Here is a 24,690-nt window from a genome sequence, read left to right as displayed (position 1 = left end):
GGTGTGCTCACAGGCGGATGGGCGGTGCTGGTGGGATGGATCCTGCCGACCGCGCTGAACCTTGCCGTGTTCGCGTTCGCCGTCGCCCCGAGCCTGCACCGACCCGCGGTCCTCGTGCGTCAGTGGCCGACGTCCGGCGGCCACACCGCGGTTCTGTTGCTGGTGACGGCCGTCCTGCTCGGACTGGTCCTCAACGCTCTCCAGACTCCCCTCTATCGCTTCCTGGAGGGGTACGCGCTGTGGCCGACGGCCGCCTACGAACGAGGCTGCCGACGGCAGCGCGCCCGGCGGAGGAAGACGACCGATCGCCTCGCCGACCCCTCGCTCAGCTCGCCCATCAGGCGGGCCCTCCTCAGGGAGAGGCTCAGCCGCTACCCGGTGGCTGACCAGCAGATCACACCGACCCGGCTCGGGAACGCCATCCGCAGGTTCGAAGAGTACGGATACGACCGGTACCGGCTCGACACCCAGGTGCTGTGGAACGAACTGACGAGCGTCGTCCCGGAACCGACCGGCAAGCAGGTGGTGGCGGCTCGTACGAACGTCGACTTCTTCGTGGCCCTTCTCTACGGACATACCGCGGTGGCGCTCGCCGCGTACGCCTCGCTGAGCAGTGCTCAAGCTGATCGTCCGGTGCTCGTTCTGTCGGGCACCTGTCTGCTCGCGCTCACGCCTGTCTGGTACCACGCGGCGGTGGCCGCCACCGATGAGTGGGCCGCAGCCGTGCGGGCTCTGGTCAACCTGGGACGCAAACCTCTGGCCGACGGACTCGGTCTCGCCCTCCCGAAGCACCTGGAGGACGAACGCCGCATGTGGCAACTGGTCACCCGAATGTCCAAGCGCCCCTATGCGCCCGCCGCCGACGAGGCGTTCGAGCCCTACCGGCTCGATCACACGCGGCCGGCGGGCGGACCCCTGGCTCCCGGCTCCTGACGCCGCTTCATGAGCCGACGTCCGGGCGTCGGTCAGGACACGCGTGCAATGAAGGGCAGTCACCCGACCGGCGCAGTCCGGTCCGCCGGCGGCCTGTGGGCGACTCCCCGCACGCCGGCACCCGTACTGACGGGTCTCGTCCTCGACCATGCGCTTGGGGAGCCAGGGCTCGGATGACAACGCATCGGACCGCTGCCCGTGATGACGGAGCGACGCGCACGACGTCCGTCTTCGCCGCCGCCGTCCCGGACGGGCGTGGGCCGGTGGTCCACCGTCTGAGCGGTGCCTCGACGCCTGTACGACGGCCGTCATCCTGCTGCGCCGACCGCGACCCGGCCTGCTGCGCGCCCTGTGCGAAGCCGACCCCGACCGTGTACCGCTGACTGACACTCCGGCGGAGTACGACCGGGCTGCGACAGCCGGTCCGGCTACCTCCACAAGCACGGTGGGCCAGACATCCGCACCTGGGCGGACAGGACCTGTGACGGCCGTACGCACGTAGGGTGCCCGGATGGTGTTCCATCGGCTCGAGGTCAGTGCGGTGCCGGCGGGGACCCGCTGGGCGGCCCAGTTGCGGTTCCGGATCGACGGCGAGGAAGTGGTGGCAGGGGCGGTCGGAGAGGGAGGCCGCGGGCCGTTTGCGGAGGAGTCGCTGCCCGCCCACGGTCGCGGTCCCCTCTGGGCGACCGGCGAGGGGCGACGTGTGGTGCTGGGCGAGCCTGAGTGCACGGGCGGATGCTGTGGCTACCTGTCCGTGTTCGTGCAGCGGCACGGCCGGATCGTGGAGTGGTCCGACTGGCAGGTGCCCATGGACGGGGTGCGGCCCCCAGCGTTCTCTTTCGACGCCGATCAGTACGACGCCGAACTGACCCGAGCACTGACAGACCTGCGGTGGCAGGTCCATGGAGCGCGTCCGAAGGCGTAGGGGGTTCCCTCATGCTTCGGCCGGTCCGACACGGAACGCTGATCCGGGCAACCGGCTGCCGTGGCGGCCAACCGAACACAGAAGGACACCCATGAGACGTCTCTCCCTCACCCGCAACGCTGAGCGCGCAGTGCTCACGTCGGGAATCGTCGCGGCGCTGCTGTCAGGCGGCGTCGCGCATGCCACGGATGCCGAGCCGGGGCTCGCGGGCACGGCACCGGTCAGCAACTCCGCCAGCGGGCCGTCGATCTCGGCAGACGGCCGCTACGTGGCTTTCGCTTCGCTGGCAAGAGATCTGGTCCCCGGCGACACCAACCGAGCGGACGACGTGTTCGTGCGCGACCGGCGCACCGGCGTCGTCACCAGGGTCAGCGTCGACTCCGCCGGCGGCCAGGCCAACAACGTGAGCCGGAATCCGTCGATCTCCGCCGACGGCCGCTACGTCGCGTTCGAGTCCGCCGCCACGAACCTGGTGGCCGGCGACACCAACCGCTACCGCGACGTCTTCGTCCACGACCTCCAGACCGGTGAGACGACCAGGGTCAGCGTCGGCAGGCAGGGCGAGCAGAGCGACAGTGAGAGTTTCCATCCGTCGATCTCCGCCGACGGCCGGTTCGTCGCCTTCGACTCCCCCGCGTCGAACCTGGTGGCCGGCGACACCAACGACATCCACGACGTCTTCGTGCGCGACCGCCAGAGCGGTGAGACGACGAGGGTCAGCGTCGATTCCAACGGCCGGCAGGGTGACGACATCAGCCAGGTGCCGTCGATCTCGGCGGACGGGCGCTACATAGCCTTCTCCTCCTCGGCGAGGACGCTGTCCCTGTTCCCCGACAACAACCGCGCGGACGACGTGTTCGTGCACGATCAGCTGACCGGGTACACCGACCGGATCAGCGTCGGTCCCGACGGCACCGAAGGCAATTCCGCCAGTCGCACGGCGACCGTCTCGGCCGACGGCCGCTACGTCGCGTTCGAATCCACGGCGTCGAACCTGGTGGCCGGCGACACCGGCGGTCCGACCGACACCGACCTCTTCCTGTACGACCGGGTCACCCGGACGACGACACAGGTGAACCTTGGCCCCGGCGGCCTGAGTGACAGCAGAACCCCCGGCCAGGAGCGGACGACGCTCTCCGCCGACGGCCGCTACATCGCGTTCGTGTCCGGCGAGGACAAGCTGGTGACCGGCGACACCAACTCGACCTGGGACGTGTTCGTGCGCGACCGGGTGACCGCCACCACGACCAGGGTCAGCCTCGCGGATGACGGCTCGCAGAGCGACGGCTACAGCTACAGCCCCTCGATCTCGGCCGACGGCCACCACGTCGCTTTCACGACCAGCGCGACGAACCTGGGCGGTGACGGCACCAGCCGGCAGTTCAACCTGTACGTACGCGACCTCGGCAACTGAGTGGTAGCCGCCGTGGCGTCGTCAGTCACGTGCCGCGGCGGCCCACACGCCGGCCAGAGCGGTACGGCCTGAGACGCCGACTTTGGTGTAGACCCGGCCCAGGTGGACTTCGACGGTCTTGGCACTCAGATGCAACCGGAGCCCGACGTCCCTGTTGGTCAGGCCGTCCGAGACGAGGTTGACGATCTCGACCTCACGGGCGGTCAGGTCGAATCGCTCGGCGCCGCTTTCGGGCCGGGGGCCGCGCGCGTTCAGGCGCCGCTCCTCGCGCGCGACCTGCGGCAGGAACAGGTCCGCGTCACACCGGGTGAACAACGCGCGGGCGGACGCAAGGTGTGCACGGGCCTGGTCGATCGCCCCGATGCCGCCGAACGCCGTCGCGGCGAGCAGGTGTGCCCGCCCGGCTTCCACGGCCACCCCGATCCGGCCGAACGTGGCGGCGGCGGCGATGGCATGCGATGCCGCTGCCGCCGGGTCCGTCGGCAGCGTGGCGATCGCTCGGGCCTGCTGTGCCATCGCGGTGCGCAGCGGAAGCTCGAGCTGACCGGCCGCGTCCTGGGCCCGGTCGGCCCATGCCGTGGCTGCGGCGACCCGGCCGGCCGCGATCTCCGCCTCCGTGAGCATCAGGTACACCAACGGCCTGGTGCGCAGGCCCACCGCGGGTAGCTCGGCCCCACCGCCATGGGTGAGCAGCAGCTCGATGCAAGCGTGCGGATCACCCGAGTGCAACATGGCCTGCGCGAGCATCGCCTCGGCCTGGCCACTGCGCCAGGAGCTCATGGCCGTCGCATGGTCGTCGACGGCGATGGCCTCCTTCCCCAGACGGATCGCCTCGGTCAGGTCGCCGCGCCAGGTGGTGATCCAGCAACCGAAGGTCAACGCCATGACGCGCAGTTCCTCGCTGCCGGTCAGTTCCGCCGACTCCAGGCTGTCCTCGAAGCAGGTGGCCGCCGCCGTCAGTTCGCCGAGGTAGGCATGCACCATGCCACGGATCGCGGTCAGCAACGCGATCTTGTGGGACTGTCTGCTCGCGCGGGCCAGGTGCAGGCCACGGCTCATGTGCCGGCTCGCCGCGGTGAGCCGGTCGGCGGAGATCTCCGACCAGCTCAGCCAGAACGCCGCATCGATGTCACGGACCAGGTCGCTGTCGGGCAGCGCGTCGATGAGTGCGGCCGCCTCGTCCAGCCGGTCCGCCCGCCGGTCGATGAGTGTTGCGGCCGACAAGGCCGTCGCCAGCAGCATCGGGTCCCCGACCTCCCGCGCGGCGGCGATGGCCTCGGCCACCCGGTCCTGTCCGTGCTCACGCGCGACACTTTCACCGGCAACGAGCGCGACGAGCAGGACGGCCGCCGAGTGGGGGTCGACACCTTCGACGCGTTTCCACTCGCTGTGCAGCATCGCCCTGGCCTCGGTGTAGCGCCCGAGAATCTGTTCCACCGTCGCACAGGCCCGCGCTGTCTGCGCCCGGATCCCGGTGAGTTCGGCAGGCAGGAGCCGCAGCACCTCGTGCATGGTTTCCCTGGCCTGCCGCAGATCGCCCGTGGCGCCGAGTGCGTGGGCCAGCCGGCCGAGCAGGATCAGACGCTGCGGCGTGGCCGACTCCGCGTCGGGAAGCAACCGAATGGCGGCCCGCAGGAAGTGCCCGGCGGTCGTCGGCGTGGTGTGCATCGTCGCCTCGGCTGCCTCGGTGAGCGCCGCGACCGCCTCGAGGTCACCGCGGACGGCGGATCGCTCCACGTGCCGGGCGAATTCGGCGGGCGGCGCACCCCGGCTGCGGAGTGCCGACGCGGCCCGGCCGTGTGCCTGAAGCCGCCAGCCAGGGCCGGAGTCCTGGTAGGCGATGCTGCGTACCAGCGGATGCCGGTACCGGAACCGGCCGGTCGCGCCGTCCAGCCGCACCAGGTCACGTTCGGCGAGGCGGTCGAGCGCGGCGAGCACGGACGAGGCGTCGACTGCCGCCGTTTCAGCGAGCGATGCGGCCTCGAAGTCGTCACCCACGACTGCGGCCGCGTGTGCGACGACCCGCTCCTGCGGGGTCAACGCGGCCAACTCGGCGGCGAGCACCGCGTGGACCGTCACCGGGAGCGCCCCGTCGGGGTGGAGCGCCGCATCACCGACGGCGATACCCCGCTCACCGGCCCGCACCAGGGCTTCCAGGTAGAACGGGTTTCCGCCACTCGCCTGGTAAAGCTCCTCCCGCCGCGAACGGCCCAGCCGTTCCGGCATGAGGTGACCGGCGTCGGCTTGGCTCAGCGGTGCGAGTTCCAGCAGTTCGGCCACGCCGTCGGCTGCCGCGCGGGACAGCGCGTGCCAGAGCCGCAGCGACGTCTGCCTGGGCCTTCCCGCCAACGCCAGGACGAGCCGCGCCTGGGGCGGGTGGCGCAAAAGGTGGTCGAGCAGCTCGACCGAGCCTTCGTCCGCCCAGTGCAGATCGTCGAAGACGAGCACCAGCCCGGACGGCTCGGCGAGCAGCTCCAGCAACGCCCGTACTGCCCGGTGCAGCCGGTACCGCTCCGCGTCGACCAGGTCGGGCGGGCCGGCGGCGGGAAGCGCCGGGAACATGGTCGCCAGAAGTGCGAGCTGCTGTGGACCGAGGGCGGCGAGACGTGCAGGGCCCAGCTCGGCGAGCTGATCGTCGATCGCGTTGACGAACACACCGAACGGGAGGTGGGACTCGAACTCCGCCGCGCGTGCGCTGAGGACCGTCCGTCCTTCCGCGTCCGCGAGCTTCCCCAGCTCCGTCAGCAGCCGGCTCTTTCCGATCCCCGGTTCACCGGTGACCGCGACGCACCATGTGCCACTTTCGCCCGCCAGCACCCCGCGCAGGATCGCAACTTCTCGCGCCCGGCCGCGCAATCCGCCGACGGGCTTCCCTCTGACTCCGTCAATCATGCTTCCGTCGACTCACTTTCCGTCCGCGACCAGGTGATGGTATCGACGCGCACGCGCCTTCGGCAGGCGGCCCGGTCGATCACCTCGGTCCGTCGGACGGATGACGTGCCGTCAGCAGCGTGCGGGTGCCGTGATCACGGCGCCTGTCGCCATGCTTACGGAGTTCGCGACCGACGTCGGGCGGGCGTGAGCGCAGCCGTGCCAGGTTCGATACGTCCGGTCCCCGTCCCTGGTGACATGCCTACGTGCGGTCCGCGCCGAGTTCTCGTGGGGTCGGCTCCGCCGTTTCCACGACCCAGTTGGGTTCACCGCGTTTGACTGCCGCGAGGTCGGAGCCGACCGAATGGAGCCCGATGGCGTACATGCCGTCGTCCTCCGTCTCGCCCGGTGCCCAGGAGCTGTAGGCGAGGCACGCGTTCTTCGCCATCTGATGCGCGGTCGCCGCGAACTGCGGAGGGATCCGGTACGGGACAGCCCCGGGCGCCGTCGGACCCTGTTGGCGGCGCACCGCCCATCGGCAGTCCCCGAACCGCACGGGATCGGCCAGGTGAAGCTGCCGCAGCGCTGTACCGAGAGCGGAATGGCACGGATCCGTGTCCCCCCACCACATCGTGCACAGCCCGGCGTCCGGGTACAGATCGGCGTACCGGGTGATCAGTTCCCGCGCTCTGGGGACGTCGATTTTCGGCTGCCGCCAGTTCAGTTCCAGATGCAGATTCTCGGGGACGATGCCGAGCGGGCCGCAGGCGGCCTTCAGCTCCCTGTCCCGGGCCTTGGCGAAGGCCTTCGGACTCATGGGGGTGAGGTGGCCGTAGCCCTCGCGTTCCGGATAGTGGCGGCCCCAGTATCTGTTGGACGCGTCGCCGTTCAACACGCGCCGGATCCTTGAGGCGGATCCGTCGGTGGCGAGGACGACATGGACCTGCCGCCCGGCGAGCGCATGATGCGTCAGGATCTTCCACGCCCACAGCAGGCCGTCGTCCTGGTGGGGCTCGAACCAGATGAACGGGCGACCGGTCGGGGAAACGGGATCGACAGGGGGGAACGAAGCCGCGGGCTGCACTCCGCCCGCAGGTTCGTCGTGCGCCTGCTCGCGACTCGTTGTGGCGGCCACCCAGGCGGCTGCGGGCGCGGCACTCGCACCGAGCCCGACAGCGGCAGCCGTGCGAAAGACCGACCGCCGGGACACCCCGGTCTTCTCGTCCATGAAGTCAACACCCTTTCCTGTGACGCGCGTTAGGAGGGCGTTTCACGTGACGCGGTTGGGTGCCGGACGGATCATGTGATGAAGATGACCCACTGGCGCGATGCGGAGTCGCGGGATGGTGCGTAGCGGATCTGGTGCAGCGGCATGCGCGGGTTCTCTCCGGGCCTGCCCGTCCGGGCGGATGCCGACCGCGTGTACCCGCACCCCGCCGGGCCGTTGACCGCTGCCAACGCCTCGCCCGTGTCACCGGCCCGCCTCGCCCGGCTCACCGACCGGGCCGAACTCTCCGCGTCCGCACTCCTGACCATCGCCGTCGAGCCGGCCCCGCCGAACTCACCCGCGGCGCCACGGAACCCGGCCCGCTGATGCCGCCTCAGCTCCGGCCGAGGCTCCGACCCCGACCCCGACCCTGCCCCGGAGCCGGAGCCCAGGCCCGGGAACTCCTCGCCCGGTGCTGGGCGGCTCTGCGCGACCGGGACGGCGGAGAAGCCCCTCCCGCCCTCTTCCGTCTGTACGCCGACACCGCCCGAGGGACGGCGGACCGGGCCGTGGGCTGACGCCGCGGCAGACCCCTCAGTAGGGGAAGTACCCGGCGCCCGCACCCGGCATCGCCGGCTGGAGGGCGGGCGCGTAGCCGTGCGGAGCGCCGTACGCCGCGTAGTGCGAGGGCGGCCCACCCGGCCCGTCGCTCATGCGGTCGTCGTCCTGCTCGGACTCGATGTCCTCGATGGCCTGGCGCAGCTTGGCCCGTACCGTGTGGTGCAGGTAGGTGAACTCGAGCTCCGTGATGGTGCCGCGCTGACCGTCCATGATCTGCCGGTGGATCTCCCACGGGTTGGGCGCGTCCAGTTCGCCCCGTGGGACGAGCGAGATCCGGTAGCTGATGTACTGCGCCGCGTTCCACGGGCTGTCGGGAAGTGTCGGATGGGGGACGGGCGTGACGAGGGCCCGGACGCGGAGCTGGATCGAGTAGCCCATGGTGCGAAGCCGTCCGACGAACGGGCGCAGCGCGGTCTCCATGGCGAGCTGTTCGGTGTTGACCGCGTTGGTCCCGATCACCAGGTTGGCCGGGATGTCCGGGCCGCCGTCGCCGTCTCCGACCAGGTGGCACCACTCGTGCGAGGCGAGGCGCTCACCGGTGGATCCCCCTCGACCCTGGTTGCCCATCAGCTCGTTGGCCTGCCGGTTCCCCATGGCGCGGGCCGGGTCGCGACGCGCGGTGCGGCGGTCCACCTGATGCGGCGCAGAAAGCCCCTGGAACGCCTGCTGCTCGTAGCCCGTCACCGCGGACCCGGCGGCGACGGTGTTGTCGAACCGTTCCGCGCTGAGGTACCTGCGGTCGTCCTTCTGTGTGCCGTCCCTGCGCTGGAAGTGCGGGTCGACGGAGCTCGGCGAGACGTAGAAGACGAAGGGCTGGTCGGGGGCGGTCGGCAGAGGCGAGAAGTCGGCCACGTCGTCCCGGCTGAGACGGTCCTGGTCGGACAGACCCCGGTCCGCGGCCTGTGCCTCGGCCTCGGTGGCTTCCCTGCGGTCGTGCAGATTCCAGTACTGCGGGTTGGGCGCCCAGCGCTCCGCGAAGCGATACGTACGGCCCGCCGACGCGCCGCCCTGCCGCATCTTCAGCGTCCGCCGCAGGATGCGGAACGGCAGGGCCGGGTCGATGAGGAGTTCGCTGGTCCGGCCCTGCGGGTCGTTGACCATCTCCACGCGGTAGATGAAGTCTCCCGACTGGTACTTCATCGCCCACGCGTCGCGCGGACCGGGGGCGCGGTGGGCCACGCTCGGCAGGGGCGAGTCCTCCATCCGCAGGACCTCGACGAAGCCCGGGCCGGACCTCGTGTAGGCGTTCGCGGGCTGGGGCGGCAGGCTGCCGTCCCGGCCGAACGTCTCGGCCGGGACATACAGGGCGGGCAGGTACTGCATCTGTTCACACTGCTGGCTCGCCAGTTGGGCCCCGCGGTCGTTTGCTCCGACGCGCCGGGCACGGCTGCCGGAGCCGCTGCCGTTCCACATGCGCTGCGCCACCACGGCGCCACCTGCCGCTGCGTGGCCGTGGCCCGCGTGCCCCTCCGGACCCGCGTGCGCGGGCGCGGCGTGTTCCGCCGGGAGACTCAGCGCGCGCCCGGCGTTGGCTTCGGCCTCCCTCTCGAAGCGGTCGGACGGGTCGGAGACGCTGAGTCCGTCCCCGTGGTCAGTGCCCGCCACCGGTCCGCGGCGCTGCTGGATGACGTGGGTCAGCTCATGGGCGAGCGTGTGCCGGTCCCCGGCGCCCGCGCCCAGGACGATGTGACTGCCCGAGGTGTAGGCCCGGGCGCCGATCTCGTCCGCCGACCGCTGGGCCGTGGAACCGGTATGCAGGCGCACGTCCGAGAAGTCGGCCCCCAGCCGTGTCTCCATGTCGGCACGCGTTTCGGCGTCCAGCGGCCGCCCCGCTCCCGCCAGCACCTCGTGCACCGCGGAGCGCTGCACCGCGGTCTTCGCGGCGGGCCCATGCGCCACGTCCGAGGACGAGGCGAGGGCTTCGTGCTCGTGCTCGTCCTTCAGCGTCCGCGCCACGGCGGTGTTGCCCGCCAACCGCTGCAACGTCAGTGCCTGCTGCGGCGACATGACGGAGAGCCTTCCCGGCAGCAACGTCGGAGAGCCGGCGGCTCGGCGGACACGCTCCTGGCCGCGTTCCCGGTCGGCCTCATGTCGCTGTGCGCGCACGGTCTCCCCTTCTCCTCACGGGCTGACATCCTGGCGTCCTCACGAGAACGACGAACTCTCCACCCTTCCGCACGCGCACTCCGTTGCCCATGCCCGCAAGGGCACATCTGAGGGCAACGTCGGCCCTCTCACAGCCGAGAGGGAACCGTGCGTCGGCCTCGAAGCAGGTCCAGGTCGAGGAGAAGCCCAGTGGCGTGCCCCGCCGGGATGAGCCACGGGAAGCCTGTGGCGCCGTCCGGGCGTGGCCTGCTTGACCGGCCGGGCCCTCGCTTGCAGAGTCGGGATGTGGCACCGCCGCAGCGCCGCCTCACTCTGCCGACCGGTCCGCCCGTCCGCACGGCGGCCCGAAGGCTCTGACATCCAGGAGTGGCTGAGCCGATGGTCCTCGACCTTGTTGTGATCGGTGCGGCCATCTCCCTGGGGCCTTTGCACAACAGCGCGTTCATCCTGTTGCTCTCCTCGCGGCGCGGGGTCCGCCAGGGCCTCGCGTTCCTGTTGTCGTGGCTGGCCAACATGGTCGCGGTGATCGCCTGTGTGGTGCTGCTGACGGGCGGTCAGCCCCCCGCCCGTCACAGCGCGCCCTCGACTGCCGTGGTCGGCGTGAAACTCGCGATCGGCCTGGCGCTGGTGCTGTACGGCGCACACCGGCACCGCCGACCGCCCCGCCCGCACGGCCCGCCACGCTGGGCCGCCCGGATCGACAACGCCACCCCGGCCGCGGCAGCCGGTCTGGCATGGCTGCTGCAACCATGGGCACTGGTCGGCGCGGGCGCAGCGAGCGCCGTCGACGCGAAACTCTCCACCCTCGGCGACTGGCTCGCACTGACCGGCTACTGTCTGCTGGCCACTCTCAGCCTCATCGTCATGGAGATGTACACGGTGTGGGCCCCCGCGGCCGCGAACGCCCGGTTGGAGGCACTGCGAAGCCGGCTGGAACAGCACCAGGAGCAGCTGGTCGTCACGCTCTCCCTGCTCCTCGGCCTGTGGCTGGCAGCCCGGAGCATCGCCCAGCTGGTCACCTGACGGGGACGGCCCCGGCACCACCGGCATCCCGGCCTACCGCCCAGAAGGGCTTGGGTCGGCTGACCGCCTTGAGCGCGGGAGTCGTGGCAGCGGCTTGCGGGCAGCCGCTGCTACGCGCCGGGCCGGCAGTGGCTGCCGACGTGCATCGCCTTGGCCACCGGAGTGCGCCCCGAACGCGCCGCGTGCAACCAGGCGGCACGGGGACGGCAGTCCGGGCAGCACCGATCCGGGGTTCGAGTGCGTCAGTAGCCGGTGCCGCGCTTGACCTGGGTCCGCTCGTTGCCGTGGGCCGCACCCTTGTCGTCCAGTGTGCGGCACGCGTCGGCGATGTCCTGGCTCAGGCGATCGATCTGCTCGCGGCTCAGAGTCTCCTTGACCAGGGCACGGAGGATCTTCACCCGCTCCGCGTTGGGCGGGAGCGTGTATGCCGGTACCATCCAGCCCCGCTCGGCCGAGAGTTGCCAGGCGATGTCGGACTCGTCGTAGGCGTGGGTGCCGGCAAGGCGGAAGGCGACCAGCGGCAACTGCTCGAGGTCGGACCCGATCACTTCGAAGCGGCCGCTGCTGCGCAGGTTGTCCGCGAGGGCGTGAGCGTTCTCCTGCATCATCTTCATGACGTAGGTGTAGCCCTGACGGCCGAGCCGCACGAAGTTGTAGTACTGCGCGAGCACCATCGACGCACCGGTGGAGAAGTTCAGCGTGAACGTCGCATCGGTCTTGCCCAGGTAGTTCTCGTAGAACACGAGGTCCTCGGCGAGGTCCGACTCCTCGCGGAAGACCAGCCATCCGATGCCGGGGTAGACCAGGCCGTACTTGTGTCCCGAGACGTTGATGGAACGCACCTGCTCGAGCCGGAAGTCCCATTTCGAGTCCGGGTAGAGGAAAGGCCACACGAACGCCCCGCTGGCGCCGTCGACATGGATAGGGATGTCGAGATCCCGCTCTTTGCGGACGTCCCTCAGGAGCTTGTCGATCCCTACGACATCGTCTTTGTGGCCGGTGAACGTGGTACCGAGAACGGCGACGACGCCGATCGTGTTCTCGTCGAGGTGGGGCTCCACGTCCTCCGGGCCGATCGTGTACTTGTCCTCGGCAAGCGGCACGATCCGCGGCTCGACGTCGAAGTAGCGGCAGAACTTCTCCCACACGACGTGGACGTCTCCCCCGAACACCAGGTTGGGCCGGTCGATCGACAGACCGGCCGCCTGGCGGCGCTGGCGCCACTTCCACTTGAGCGACAGCGCGCCGAGCATGATCGCCTCGGACGAGCCCTGCGTCCGGCATCCGGTCGTCCTGCCGGGCGCGTGGAAGAGGTCGGCGAGCATGCGCACGCAACGCTGCTCGATCTCGGCGGAAATGGGGTACTCCGCATGGTCGATGAAATTGCGGTGCAGGTTCTCGGCGATCAGCCGCTGCGCCTGCGGCTCCATCCACGTGGTGACGAACGTGGCGAGGTTGCGCTGTGGGTCGCCCTCCATGGCGAGATCCACATCCACGAGCCTCATCGCGTCCGTTGCGTCCATCCCCTTCTCGGGGAAGGAATCCGAGGGAGCGGGCACGGTCAAGAACCGGTTACCGAAGAGATCCGCATCGTCACGCTTGGTCATGCGGTGATTCAAACAGCACCGCGGTCCGCCGCGGGCGAGGGACACACCATGAGCCCACCGTCCGCCCGGTCACGCACGGGATCCTGAACACGAGGCCGGTCTGTGTTCGGGTGCCGGACGATGACGCCGGCCGGACCCTGGAGGAGACCCGTCGAGGCCGTCGCCTGTGCCGGACGGATCCGCCGCCACACCATGCGGCCTGGCGTACTCAGGCGTCATCGGCCTTTTCCAGCGCTGCGAGGCACCTCTCAGCCTTGCGAGGACGGCGGTCCGACCGAGGGAACGGCCCTCGGCCACTTCGGCGTTCAGGTGGCCTCTGTGTCACTTCGACCGGATCAGGTGAGCTTGCACGCCGTAGTGGTCGGACAGGTAGGCCTGGCGGCCGTCGGCCAGTGTCACCTTGTCCTGGAACACCAGGTCGGCGCCGCCGGTCAGCGTCTCCCCGGCTGCGGCCCGGACCAGTACGTGGTCCAACGCCGGTGGCGACGGCCATCGAGGTGTGGGCCGGTAGGTCGGACGTGTGTCGTCGGCAAGGATGTCGCGCAGCCCCGTCGTGGCGACGAAGTGGGCGAGTGCCGCCGAGTCGCGCGGGACGTTCAGGTCACCGGCCACGGCGATGGGCAGGGACGGTTCGACGGCCGCGATCAGCCCGGCGATCCGGGCCAGTTCGGCACCTGCGATCCGGGTGTACCGATTCGTGGGGGACCAGTCGTCGTCGCGGTTGGCCGACAGGTGGGTGTTCACGACCACCAGTTCACCGTCCGGGGTGGCGACGGACGCCAGCTGGGCGCCCTTGCGCATGAGGAGCTCGCCGCGCACCGGGCCTGTCATCGGATACCGAACGAACCGCCACCGGCTGATCGGCCACCGGGACAGCAGCACCAGGCCGCCCTTGAGCAGGACCGTGCCCGAGTATGCGCAGTGCCGGTATGCGGGGGCGGCGCGACGGATCAGCCGGGCGTTGCGGCGGAACATGACCTCTTGCAGGCAGACGATGTCGTAGTCGGCCCGGTCGAGCGCCGCGCCGAGGGCGCGCAGCCGAGCCGGGACATCGCCGGTGAAGAGGGTGTTCATGGTCAACAGCCGCAGGGCCTTCACGGACTTGTCACCTTCCGTCCGGTGGCCCCTCGGGCCGTGCAGGGAGCCGCGCACGGTGTTGATCATACTGTCGCCCATGCCGCGGAAGGGCCCGACCGCGCCTTCTCCGCCTCAGCACACTCACCCGGCCTGGCTTGATGGGTGGGCCGGGCGCACCGCCCTGTCTAGAGCGGCGTGGACGGCCCTGGCACGAAGGGCTCCCCGTGCCCCGGAACGATCACGGCGGGGCCGAGGGCGAGAACCCGCTCCCTGGTGGCTCGCAGTCGCTCGCGGTCGTCGGCGAAGGGGTCGTCGGCCGGGCCGTCCGCGCCCCACCACAGGTGGGTGAGGACGACCAGGCCCTGGTCGGTCGTGACGAGGGTGCTGATGTCCTCGGCCGTGTGCCCGGGGGTCTTCCGCAGGGTGATGGACGGTGAGAGCGCGTAGCCTTCGGCGTCGCGGTCCTCCCATACGTCGTCCTGGTAGATCGCCATGTGGTCGTGGAAGCGTGTCGGGTAAGGGTGAACCGACGGGGGTCAGTCGTCGGCGAGCAGGTGGCGGAAGCCGGTGAGCATGGCCTTCAGGCCGAGATCGAAGGAGTGCTCCGCGCGCGTGTGGTCGGTGGGGGTCTGATCGAGTACGGCGCTGAGGTGCGGGGCTGTGTCGCGGATGACGTCGGAGACCATGACCGGGGGCGAGACCAGGTCGAGGGCGGAGCCGAGTATGAAGTTCTCCAGCGCGTTGATCAGCGGCATGACCTGGGCTTCGGCGAATCCCGCCGCGAGCAGCAGTTCGGCGACCTTCTCGTACATGGCGTGCATGAAGGGCTCGGCGAGCGGGGCCACGGCGAGCAGCGACACCGCGCCGGGATGGGCGGCGAAGGCGGCGAGGTAGGAGCGGGCCCAGTCCTCCAGAGCCTGCTCCCAGGGCTGGGACCAGTCCTGGTCGGCGCCTTTGGTCGTGAGGGCCAGTTCCTCGCGCATGAGGGAGATGATCTCGGCGCGGCCCGAGACATGGTGGTAGAGGGCGGATGGAGCCACGCCGAGGGCCCGGGCGAGAGCGGGGATGGTGAGCGTGCCCTTCTCGTCGGCCAGGCGCAGTGCGGCGGCGCCGATGCGCCGCCGGTCCAGCAGGGGCGTGCGGGGTCGTGGCACGGGGTGGTTCCTCGTCTCCTGTGTCCAGAGGCGGACCCGCTCGGGGCGCCGTGACCCAGACTTTACCGAATACCTTTCAGTAAAACTCTTCCGCACCGTCGGGGTGACGCCTACATTACCGGAAACCGAACGCCTTTCAGTTTACGTGTTCGGGCGTCAGAACCAGGTCGGGAAGGGCACCGCCACGCCATGCACGCAGACACCGTCTTCACCGGGGGAACCATCCGGACGGGAGACACGGACGTTCCCGTCCACGATGCCCTCGCCGTCACCGACGGCCGGATCAGCGCACTGGGACCGGAGGCCTCGGCCGCGCGCGGTCCCCGTACGACCGTGGTCGACCTGGCGGGCGGGACACTGCTCCCCGCTTTCGGTGACGGTCATGCCCACCCGGTGCTCGGCGGGCTCGGACTGCGCGGTGTGCCCGTCCGGGAGTGCGCGTCCGTCGAGGACATCGTCGAGGCCGTAAAGCGCTGGGCCGATCTGCACCCCGAGGCGGAGTGGATCACCGGCGACGGCTTCGACCCCTGGCTGGCGCCGGACGGGCTGTTCGACGCAAGGTGGCTGGATGCCGCCGTACCCGACCGCCCGGTGCTGCTGCGTACCTCCGACCACCACACGGCCTGGGTGAACGGCGAGGCCCTGCGGCGCGCCGGCTACACCGCCGCCACGCCGGATCCCGCAGGCGGTCGGATCGTCCGCCGGGACGGCGGCGAGGAGCCCCTGGGCACGCTGCGCGAGTTCGGCGCCCTGAACCCCGTCCTCGCCCTCGTTCCGACGCCGTCCCACACGGAGCACGTGGACGCCCTTCGTGAGGCGACCACCCGGTTCGCCGCCGCCGGGGTGACCTGGGTGCAGGACGCCCTGGTCACGCCCGACCTCGCCGACGTCTGGGTCACCGCCGCGACCACCGGGCCGGGCCTGCCGGTCCGCGCCGACCTCTGCTTCCTGCTGGAGCCCGACGGCTGGCGGGAGCGGATCGCCCGCTTCGCGGCCGACCGCGAACGGGTGGAGAGCGCAGCGCCGGGGCTGATCACGGTGCGGAGTGTGAAGTTCTTCGCTGACGGAGTGATCGAGGCGGGCACCGCCGCCCTGCTGGAGCCGTACACCGACTGTCCGCACTCACACGGGATGGCCACCTGGACGCCCGCCGAGCTCGCCGAGGCCGTCACCGCCGTGGACGCGCTCGGATTCCGGCCGCACATCCATGCCATCGGCGACGGCGCCGTACGCGCCGCCCTCGACGCCGTCGAGACCGCTGACCGTGCCAACGGCCCACGCGACCGGCGCCCTGTCGTCGCCCACGCCGAGCTGATCGACCCCGTCGATCTTCCCCGCTTCAAGGCTCTCGGCGTGATCGCCAACCTCCAGCCGCTGTGGGCGCAGTGCGATCCCCTGATGACCGAACTGATCCTTCCGAGGATCGGCGCGGAGCGCGGCCGACGGCAGTACCAGATCGCTTCTCTGCTCGCCTCCGGCACTCGCGTCGCCTTCGGCAGCGACTGGCCGGTCACGGCCCACGAACCACTGCGGGGCATCGCCACCGCAGTCACCCGCCAGACGCCCGGGGGAACTCCCGAGGGCGGCTGGCTCCCCGAAGAGCGGATCGACACCGCGACCGCTCTTGCCGCCTACTCCGCGGGCTGCGCCCACCAGGCGTTCGAGGAGAAGGACTGGGGCGCCCTGCGCCCCGGGATGCGCGCCGACCTGGTGCATCTCGCCGCCGACCCGGTCACCACCACACCGGCCGATCTCGCACACCTGCCCGTCCTGGGCACCTGGCTCGCCGGCCGCCGCACACACGGCGCCGTCCCCTCCACCCCCTCGCGTGCCGCAAGAGGATAGACGTACGGTCAGTACGCCGACGCCACGACCGGCCCGCGGGTCAGGGGCAACCCGCTCATCCCCTCGATCACGCACCACGCGGAGACATCATGACCGAGCCCCTCGTCCCCACCGCACCTCAGCAGCCCCCGCAGACCGCCGGGACCGACGCGAGCAGCCATCTGCGGCGCGGCACGCTCGGCCTCGCCGACATCGTGTTCTTCGTGGTGGCGGCGGCCGCGCCGCTCACCGTGATGGCCGGTGTCGCCCCCCTGGCGATCCTCTTCGGCGGCATCGGCGCCCCGGTCGCCTACCTGGCCATCGGCGTCCTGCTGTGTCTGTTCGCGGCGGGCTTCACCGCCATGACGCCGTACATCCGCAACGCGGGCGCCTTCTACTCGTACATCACGCGGGGCCTGGGGCGTCCGGCCGGCCTGGGCGCGGCACTGCTCGCGGTGTTCTCCTACAACGCCCTGCAGATCGGCGTGTTCGGGGCGTTCGGCTTCTTCGCCGCCGGCACGGCCAACGACCTCCTCGGCGTCGACCTGCCCTGGTGGGGGTACGCCTTCGCGGGGGTGGCCCTCGTCTGGTTCCTCGGCTTCCGCTCCATCTCCCTGGGGGCCAAGGTCCTGGCCGCACTGCTGATCGCCGAAACAGCGATCCTGGTCCTGCTGGCGGGTGCGATCCTGGTCAAGGGCGGGGCCGACGGCCTGAGCCTGGCCTCCTTCGCTCCGTCCCACGTGTTCACCTCGCAGATGAGCGCGCCCCTGGGGCTGGCCGTCGCCGCCTTCACCGGCTTCGAGGCCACGGTGATCTACCGGGAGGAAGCCCGCGACCCCGACCGCACCGTGCCCCGCGCCACCTACGTCGCCGTCGGCTTCCTCGGCCTCTTCTACACGTTCATCGTCTGGGTCATCGTGCAGGCGTTCGGCAACGACGGCGCGGTCGGCGCGGCGGCCAAGAACCCGGCCGAGATGTTCTTCACGGCGATGACCCAGTACGTGGGCTCCTGGGCCACCGACCTCCAGCGCATCCTGATCGTCACCAGCCTGCTGGCCTCCCTGCTCGCCTTCCACAACGCCATCACCCGATACGGCTACGCCCTCGCCACCGAGCACGCCCTGCCCGCGTCCCTGGGCCGCATCCACCCCCGGCACGGCTCCCCGTGGATCGCGGGCCTCGTGCAGACCGCCCTGGCGGCGGCGACCGTGGCCGTGTTCGCGGCGATCGGCGCCGATCCGTACAACCAGTTCCTGCTCTGGGTGAACACCCCGGGTGTGATCGGCATCCTCGCCCTGCAGTTGCTGGCGGCCTGCGCGGTCGTCGCCTTCTTCCGCCGCAACCCCCCGCAGCGCGGTGAGGGACGGCTGCGCACCCTGGTCGCCCCCGGCGTCGCGGTGATCCTGCTCGCCGCCGTCACCGCCCTGGTCTGCAACCGCCTGAACCTCTTCACGGGCGCCGGCCCGGCCGTCAACTGGACGCTGATCGCCCTCACCCCGGTCGTCTTCCTCACCGGCGTCGTCCTGGCCGGGCGGATGCGCCGCACCCGGCCCGACATCTACGCCAGGCTCGCCACCACCGACGTCGACTGAGCGACCGTACGGCCCGACGCGCTCACGACAGCGTCCCGGTACCCGGCCGAAGCCGGGCACCGGGACGATCCTCTCCAGTGCACCGATCAACTCTCCCACCCACCTCCCGACCGCGACGACGGTGCAGGACCCACCATGCTCAACCGACGCAAGAACCCGACGCCATGTCCGGCCGCCGAGCTCGACGACACGGAGCTGGGCGCCGTATGCCGCCGCTCACAACCCGCAGCGCCGCCCACACCCGCGCCCTCGCCGTTCCGCTCATCGAGCAGCTCCTGCACCCCGATCACCTGTCGGGCGAGACATCATTGCTTTCGGACGTCGGCCGCGACGATGGTGCCATCGCGAACGGTGTACGTGCCCGCGAACAACTGGTGTGTTCCGTCCGTCTGCAACGCGTCGAGCTGCATGGCCACGGTGTCTCCCGAGACGGACTCGATGGTGACCGTGTCCGAGACGGTGTCGGCGAAACCCTCGACGAAGGAATCGTAGGACCCGCCCAGGTTCTTTCCCCCGAGGTCCCAAGCGCGCGCGTAGTCCCCGGCGTTGATGGCAGCGAAGTAGCCTTCGACGACTCGTTGGGGAGGTGTGGCGACGGCGGTGGTCGCAGGGGCTGATGTCGACGCGGGGCTGGACTGTGCCGGTGTCGGGGTATCACCGGCCTTGTGGTGAGGACTTGGCGCAGCCGTCCGGGTGACGGTGGCATGCGAAGTGACCGTGCTCCGCGAAGCGACCGCGCTCTGCGAGATGCCTGGTGCGGTCTGCGGGGTGTCTCGGGAGTCGATGGTCATCACCACGGCTGCGGCACCGCCACCCACCAGCGCCACCGCCAGTGCCGCTGCGGCGATCAGCAAGGACTTGCGCCGCCTGGGCCGACCGTCACCCCCGTCACCCGGAGGGGCGTGGTCGTCGCCGGGGGGCACTCGGATGGTCGGCGGCGTATCGGCCTGGTTCTCGTCGTATGCCCCCGGGTCGGGCCCGGCTCGCTTGCTCCTTCCCTGTGACGGCACCGGCGTGGGCGGTGTCGTCCGGGTCGGTTCCCGGCTGAGGAACCTCTTGTCAGCGCTGTCCGTCGGTGGCGCCACCTGCGTGGGCGGATGCTCCGCCGCCCCGGGGAGGGGCGTGCTCACCGGCTCCCCGGCCGCCACTTCGGCCAGCATCCGCTGGGCCTGTTCAGCCGTCGCGCGCTCGTTCGGTTCCTTCCGAAGCAGTGCTTCTATGACAGGGGCGAGCGGGCCCGCGCGCCGGGGTTCCGGCAACTCCTCGGCGACCACCGCCTGCAAGGTGCTCATGGTCGTGGTGCGGCGGAACGGCGACTGCCCTTCCACTGCGGCATACAGCGTCACGCCGAGGGACCAGAGATCGGACTCCGGGCCCGGTCGGTAGCCCTTCGCGCGCTCCGGGGCGAGGTAGTCCGGCGAACCGATGACGTCTCCGGTGCGCGTCAGGCCGCTGGAGCCGCCCATGACAGCGATGCCGAAGTCGGTGAGCACCACCCGGCCGCCGCGCTCGAGCAGCACATTGGCGGGTTTGACGTCCCGGTGAAGCACCCCCAGCTGATGCGCCCGATCCAGCGCTGACAGCAACTGCGTTCCGAGCCGCGCGGCGTCCCGCGGCAGCAGTGTTCCCTCCGTGGCAAGGACGTCGGCGAGTGACTGGCCGTCGACCAGCTCCATGACGATCCATGGCCGGCCGTCCTCTTCCAGGACGTCGAAGACAGTGACGATCCCCGGGTGTTTGACCCGCGCCGCCGCCCGGGCCTCCTGTTCCATGCGGGCGTGCAACACCGCGAGCTCCTCGCGTGGCAGACCGCTGACGGTCAGCTCCTTCACCGCCACCTCGCGATTGAGCACCTGGTCCCGCGCACGCCACACGGTGCCCATTCCGCCGCGTCCGAGCTGTTCGAGGAGGAGATACCGACCAGCGAGCAGCCGCTCCTCGTCGCCGCTCATGGCGCTTCCGCGTCGTGAGCGGGCAGGCGGGAACACCGTGCGGAACGATCGGGTGTCGTCATGGCTTTTCACTTCCGCGCTTTTCACTTCCGCGCCGTGATGCGGCCGAGGATCCCACCCCTTTCCATGGTCTGCCGACTGCTCGGTATTGTCGCGCCGAAGAACTCCGCGGTGGGATGATGTGCTGTGGTCAGTGACGTCGAGTGGAGCCGAATCCGCGCCCAGTTGCGCTTTGGGCAGGTGTTCACAGGCACCGTCGTCCGGGTTCCCAGGCCGGGGACGATCGGCGTGTTCGTGGATCTCGGGCTCGAGGTGGGTGGCTTCGTCGACGCCCTTCTCCTGCCTGCCGAAACACAGGCCTGGCCGACGGAAGGCGCCGTCGCACAGTTCGAGGTGTGGTGGACCGACCGGCCGCACCAGATACGTCTGAAGCCCCTGGATCCGCACCTCTTGCGTGAGGACTGGACCGAATTCCTGGCCAGGTGGCGGCCTGGATGGCCTGCGGAGATCGGGCAACGAACCGGCGAACTCCGTACAGGGCCCGCTGGTCAGCTGTAGTACGCGATCTTGTCGTCGAGGACCTCCATCGCCCGGGACAGTGCCGCCACTCGCTGCTCCAGGGCGGCACGGCGCTTGCGCAGGAAGGCCACCCGGTCCTGCGCCGGATGCTCTGCGCGCAGGATGGCGACGAACCCCCGCACATCCGCGATGCCGAGGCCGGCCTCACGAAAGCAGGTGACCAGGCCGATCCAGAAGAGGTCTTCCTCGGTGTACTCCCTGCGCCCTCCGGTGGTGCGCCGGATCGGGCCGATGAGCCCTTCGCGCTCGTAGTAGCGCAGCGTGTCGAGGGAGACGCCGGTGTGGTCGGCGGCTGCGGCCGGAGTCAGGGGGGTGGTCATGGGGCTCCTTCTCTGCGCGCTGTCATCGCGCTCGGGCGAAGCGCGCCAGGTGCTCGTCGCTGAGCCGCACACGGCGCGCGGCGAGCGCTTCCTCGATCTGCTCCACCCGGCTCGCGCCGACGATGGGGTCGATCCCCTGCCGCATCAGCCATGCCAGGACGATCTGGTTCCTCGTGGCCGCAAGCTCCGTGGCGACGTCGTCCAGGACGGTGAGCACCCGAGTGGTCCCGGGATGATCATAGGGTTGCGGAAGCGGCTTGTCCGCACGCACGTAGGAACCCCACATGAGCGAACTGTACGACCACACGGCAAGTCCCTCCGACCGCGCGAGGTCCACGTCGTCGGCGGTGAGCATGCGGTGGCCGGCTTCCGCGAGCGGGGTGAGCGGGCGCGGCTGGACGAGTGAGTGGCGCAGTTGCAAAGCCGTCCACGGTTGCACGCGCTGCTCCCGTGCGAGCGAGCGGGCGCGCTCGACGCGCCAGGCGGCGTGGTTCGCCGCCCCGATCCGCACAGCCGTTCCCCTGGCAACCACCTCTCCGAAAGCACCCACCGTCTCCTCCAGGGGTACGGTGCGGTCCTCGGCATGGGCCCAGAGCATGTCGACGTGTTCCACGCCCAGACGTCTCAGGCTCTTCTCGACGCCGACGTGTACCGCGCGGGCGGAGAGTCCTTCGGCGCTCTGCGGCCAGGAGTGCGCGACGAGCGGATTCTGCCGGACCTTCGTCGCGATCCGCACCGCGTCGCGCACGCCGGGACGGGCTCGCAGCCACGAGCCGATGACATCCTCGCTGGCGCCGCCGACGCCACTGGGATCGGCCCAGAAGGAGTAACAGTTCGCCGTGTCGAGCCACACTCCTCCACCGGCGACGAAGGAATCGAGGATCGCGAAGGCTTGGTCAGCACCTACACGGGTGCCGAAATCCATTGTCCCAAGGACGATCTGGGGGGCGGTGATGTTCATGTCCCCATGCTCGAACCTGGAGCGCGCTCCAGATCAAGTACGTGCCGGGAAAAGGTTGGGAAATCCGCCGCCCTGGGGGCGGAGTTGGGGTCGCCCGTATCCGCCACCCGGCTCGGTGGGGAGCCGAAGCGGCGGCTCGCGAAGCGGGACCAGCTCACCGCCGATCTCCGCGCGATCCCGTTTCGTCGACCGGCCGGCCGTCCGAGGCACCGCGCACTGCATCCCGCGGACGGACCTCAGACGTGTCGGGCGCGGCCGGGGTGGATCGAGGGTCACCGGCCGTGACCGGACCGGCGATCGTGTGCCGAGAGCGCTGCGTGAGCGCCGGGCGCCGGGCGCCGAAGGCAGGGACGGCGCAACTCGGGAACCATCCCAGCCGTATTGACGTGCAGGTGAGAGGAGCGCCTGGGATGCCGTCCCGGATCGGGTCATGGCTGCACAGGCCGACGGATGGATGCGAGCACGGAGCACATGGAAGCAATCCACGATGACGTAGCGGAGTTCGCGTTACTGCTGAGGCGTCTGAAGGAGCGCACGGACCGCAGCTACGCGGCACTGGCCCGCCGCCTGGGCGTGAACGCCTCCACGCTGCACCGCTACTGCGCGGGAGAGGCGGTTCCCCTGGACTTCACCGGGATCGAGCGGTTCGCCGCACTGTGCGGCGCCTCCCCCGAGGAACGCGTGGAACTGCACCGCCGTTGGATCCTGGCGGTCGCGGCACGGCGACGCTCACGCACCTCCGAGGTCCGGCGGGCGCCGATGCCCCACGCCACCACGAGCACCGCGGCACCGGCTGTGTCCGCGAGCCACAGCAGCGCGTCTGCCGAGGCACCCGAGCCGGCCTCGCATGCCGACGCGCGCCCGGGGTCGGCCTCGCCCGACGGCCGACGGCGGGCCCTGCGGTCGATAACTCTGGCGGCCCTGTTCGCCGTTGCGCTCGCCGGCCTCGCCACGTCCGCTGCCGGACCCCGCTCCGGTGCCGGTGGGTCGTCGGCCTCCGCCCGCATCACGCCAACTCCCCCGGCGCAGGCCGCACGCAGCGACGGCAGCCCGCTGCCCGCCGACGGACGTCCTTCCGGTGCCGGTGAGTCGACCGCTCCCGCCCGCCCCACGCCGAAACCCTCGGCGCCGGCCACGCCCGGCGGTGGTGGCCAGCAGAGGAACCGGGCGAGCACCGGTACGGTCCCACCGGCGGCCCCGCTGACCTGGACGGCCGACTCCCACCTCTGGCGACTCGAATGCGACCATGACTACGTCATCGACAAGTCACCGCAGCAGGTCCCTCCGCCGCCCACGCCGGCGGACGCCGCGGGGTGGGCCACCTCCCAGCAAGCGGTGCACGGACGCACCACCGATCTGCGGATCACGGTGCAGGGACGCGGGTCCGCCGCGGTCGTCCTTGAGGCACTGCATGTGCGCGTGGTCAACCGCACCGTCCCCGCCGTCCGCCGGGGCATCGCCTACTCCATGTACGAGGGCTGCGGCGCCGTCCTCATCCCCCGCTACTTCTCCGTGAACCTCGACGCGCCGCGGGCCCTGGCGCGTCCGATGTCCGGCAACGAACCGGGCAGACCGACCACGGTGGTCGGCTTTCCCTACCGGGTGTCCCTGCGGGAGCCGGAGATCCTGCTGCTCTCCGCTCGCACGCAATCCTGTACCTGCGAGTGGTACGTCGACCTCGACTGGTCCTCACAGGGCAGAACCGGCACGATGCGCATCGACGACCACGGCCACCCGTTCCGCACCACCAGCATCGAGGGGCTACCGCACTACTGGTACCGCAACCCCTCTGGCTGGGTCCCCATGACCACCGTCTACGACGAGTCGGAAACCGCCGATTGACGCAGCAACAGGCCGCGCGGTTCGACCGAGGGGTGCACCGCTGTGGCACGGGTCACTCAGGCGGCCTTGCCGCGCACGGGCAAGTCGGCCGCCCGCTGCGGCACTTCACGCAGCCCCCGTCGCCCAGCGGCGGGCGCGCCCACGCACGCCTGCCGACCCCTGCAACAGGCTCAGCAGGTGGAGCTGCTGGAGATCTTTATCCCGTTGACGACGGCTGAGCTGGCGAACACGGTCGAGTGGTTCGGCGGAAGGCAGATCGAGCCCCCGCCCTGGAGCCGCAGATACACCACGTCGTCATTCCGGGTGTTCATGACCCCGTAGTGCGGCCGGGGCGTGACCGCCTGAAAGCCACTGGTGACGTCCTGATACTTCGACATCGGCGTGCCTGCGAGCAGGGCGTCGTTGTCCACGTAGAAGCAGACCCAGGGGTACGGGCAGCCCAGGGTGGGGGCCTCCGCGTGGGCGCCGGACGCGCCGGCCAACGACATGGCCGCGACGGCCACGGTCACCGCCGTCAAGTCTGCGACTTTACGAATGACGGACTTCATCAAACCTCCATAAACGGGTGAACTGTTCAAGTCCGTCCCTGAGTGGCGACGGACATGACAGGCGGGAGCATAGCCCTGGAGTGCGCGGGTGCCGCTGCCGGAACTCCCCACGCCCTGAAGGCATTTACGGATCG

19 protein-coding genes are annotated in these 24,690 nt (G+C 70.5%); 8 read left to right on the top strand and 11 right to left on the bottom strand.

The features are described 5' to 3' along the window. Window positions 1-3: 3 nt before the first annotated feature. From OHS71_RS39550 to OHS71_RS39540, 3 genes are all read left to right on the top strand, one after another. Complete coding sequence (locus tag OHS71_RS39550) at window positions 4-933, top strand: hypothetical protein (protein WP_328484127.1); 930 nt, start codon at window positions 4-6, stop codon at window positions 931-933. A 511-nt stretch (window positions 934-1,444) separates the two neighbouring features. Then, window positions 1,445-1,858 carry a hypothetical protein gene (locus OHS71_RS39545; RefSeq protein WP_328484126.1) on the top strand — a complete coding sequence of 138 codons (414 nt, stop codon included), beginning with the start codon at window positions 1,445-1,447 and terminating at the stop codon, window positions 1,856-1,858. A 91-nt stretch (window positions 1,859-1,949) separates the two neighbouring features. Continuing rightward, on the top strand, window positions 1,950-3,272 hold the full coding sequence (locus OHS71_RS39540) for a hypothetical protein (protein WP_328484125.1): 1,323 nt from the start codon (window positions 1,950-1,952) through the stop codon (window positions 3,270-3,272). A 21-nt stretch (window positions 3,273-3,293) separates the two neighbouring features. Here OHS71_RS39540 and OHS71_RS39535 read toward each other — a convergent pair whose 3' ends face one another. Further along, window positions 3,294-6,164, bottom strand: coding sequence for an ATP-binding protein (locus OHS71_RS39535; RefSeq protein WP_328484124.1), 2,871 nt, complete (start codon window positions 6,162-6,164; stop codon window positions 3,294-3,296). 241 nt (window positions 6,165-6,405) lie between these two features. After that, entirely contained in the window at window positions 6,406-7,371 is a 966-nt protein-coding gene (locus OHS71_RS39530) for a PIG-L family deacetylase (RefSeq protein WP_328484123.1), read from the bottom strand. 144 nt (window positions 7,372-7,515) lie between these two features. Between OHS71_RS39530 and OHS71_RS39525 the strand changes: the two genes are divergently transcribed. Continuing rightward, window positions 7,516-7,737 (top strand): hypothetical protein, encoded by a 222-nt coding sequence (locus tag OHS71_RS39525; RefSeq protein WP_328484122.1) that lies wholly within the window; start codon window positions 7,516-7,518, stop codon window positions 7,735-7,737. Between the two features lie 207 nt (window positions 7,738-7,944). Here the strand turns inward: OHS71_RS39525 and OHS71_RS39520 are convergent, their stop codons facing one another. Further along, window positions 7,945-10,077, bottom strand: coding sequence for an eCIS core domain-containing protein (locus OHS71_RS39520; RefSeq protein ID WP_443047140.1), 2,133 nt, complete (start codon window positions 10,075-10,077; stop codon window positions 7,945-7,947). A 378-nt stretch (window positions 10,078-10,455) separates the two neighbouring features. Here OHS71_RS39520 and OHS71_RS39515 point away from each other — a divergent pair, with 378 nt between their 5' ends. Next, a complete protein-coding gene (locus OHS71_RS39515) occupies window positions 10,456-11,100 on the top strand; it encodes a GAP family protein (RefSeq protein WP_328484800.1) in 645 nt (214 codons plus the stop codon). A 242-nt stretch (window positions 11,101-11,342) separates the two neighbouring features. On the opposite strand, the gene OHS71_RS39510 is transcribed toward OHS71_RS39515, so the two are convergent. The 4 genes from OHS71_RS39510 to OHS71_RS39495 all read right to left on the bottom strand — a co-directional run bounded on the left by OHS71_RS39510 (window position 11,343) and on the right by OHS71_RS39495 (window position 14,938). Then, window positions 11,343-12,707 (bottom strand): glutamate decarboxylase, encoded by a 1,365-nt coding sequence (locus OHS71_RS39510; RefSeq protein WP_328484121.1) that lies wholly within the window; start codon window positions 12,705-12,707, stop codon window positions 11,343-11,345. A 321-nt stretch (window positions 12,708-13,028) separates the two neighbouring features. After that, entirely contained in the window at window positions 13,029-13,883 is an 855-nt protein-coding gene (locus OHS71_RS39505; protein ID WP_328484120.1) for an endonuclease/exonuclease/phosphatase family protein, read from the bottom strand. Window positions 13,884-13,969: 86 nt separating this feature from the next. Beyond that, window positions 13,970-14,278, bottom strand: coding sequence for a hypothetical protein (locus tag OHS71_RS39500; protein ID WP_328484119.1), 309 nt, complete (start codon window positions 14,276-14,278; stop codon window positions 13,970-13,972). Window positions 14,279-14,320: 42 nt separating this feature from the next. Beyond that, window positions 14,321-14,938, bottom strand: coding sequence for a TetR/AcrR family transcriptional regulator (locus tag OHS71_RS39495; RefSeq protein WP_328484118.1), 618 nt, complete (start codon window positions 14,936-14,938; stop codon window positions 14,321-14,323). Between the two features lie 189 nt (window positions 14,939-15,127). Between OHS71_RS39495 and OHS71_RS39490 the strand changes: the two genes are divergently transcribed. Continuing rightward, window positions 15,128-16,783: an amidohydrolase gene (locus OHS71_RS39490; protein WP_328484117.1), complete on the top strand. Its 1,656-nt coding sequence runs from the start codon at window positions 15,128-15,130 to the stop codon at window positions 16,781-16,783. A gap of 89 nt (window positions 16,784-16,872) precedes the next feature. Further along, window positions 16,873-18,354, top strand: coding sequence for an APC family permease (locus OHS71_RS39485; RefSeq protein WP_328484116.1), 1,482 nt, complete (start codon window positions 16,873-16,875; stop codon window positions 18,352-18,354). Between the two features lie 305 nt (window positions 18,355-18,659). Here OHS71_RS39485 and OHS71_RS39480 read toward each other — a convergent pair whose 3' ends face one another. The 3 genes from OHS71_RS39480 to OHS71_RS39470 form a co-directional block, all read right to left on the bottom strand. Beyond that, entirely contained in the window at window positions 18,660-20,753 is a 2,094-nt protein-coding gene (locus OHS71_RS39480; protein WP_443047139.1) for a protein kinase domain-containing protein, read from the bottom strand. A 101-nt stretch (window positions 20,754-20,854) separates the two neighbouring features. Continuing rightward, the gene (locus tag OHS71_RS39475; protein ID WP_328484115.1) at window positions 20,855-21,205 is read right to left on the bottom strand and encodes a MerR family transcriptional regulator; all 351 of its coding nucleotides are present in this window, start codon (window positions 21,203-21,205) and stop codon (window positions 20,855-20,857) included. A 22-nt stretch (window positions 21,206-21,227) separates the two neighbouring features. Then, window positions 21,228-22,166 (bottom strand): aldo/keto reductase, encoded by a 939-nt coding sequence (locus OHS71_RS39470; RefSeq protein WP_328484114.1) that lies wholly within the window; start codon window positions 22,164-22,166, stop codon window positions 21,228-21,230. 471 nt (window positions 22,167-22,637) lie between these two features. On the opposite strand from OHS71_RS39470, the gene OHS71_RS39465 reads away from it, so the two are divergent. Further along, window positions 22,638-24,008: a helix-turn-helix domain-containing protein gene (locus OHS71_RS39465; protein ID WP_328484113.1), complete on the top strand. Its 1,371-nt coding sequence runs from the start codon at window positions 22,638-22,640 to the stop codon at window positions 24,006-24,008. A gap of 170 nt (window positions 24,009-24,178) precedes the next feature. Here OHS71_RS39465 and OHS71_RS39460 read toward each other — a convergent pair whose 3' ends face one another. Then, on the bottom strand, window positions 24,179-24,517 hold the full coding sequence (locus OHS71_RS39460) for a hypothetical protein (protein ID WP_328484798.1): 339 nt from the start codon (window positions 24,515-24,517) through the stop codon (window positions 24,179-24,181). Window positions 24,518-24,690: the final 173 nt, after the last annotated feature.

The sequence above is a fragment of the Streptomyces sp. NBC_00377 genome, from assembly GCF_036075115.1.
In the GTDB taxonomy this organism is placed as follows: Bacteria; Actinomycetota; Actinomycetes; order Streptomycetales; family Streptomycetaceae; genus Streptomyces.
The sequence above is the reverse complement of the archived record's forward strand: the minus strand, read 5'-3'. Positions and strand labels throughout refer to the sequence as shown.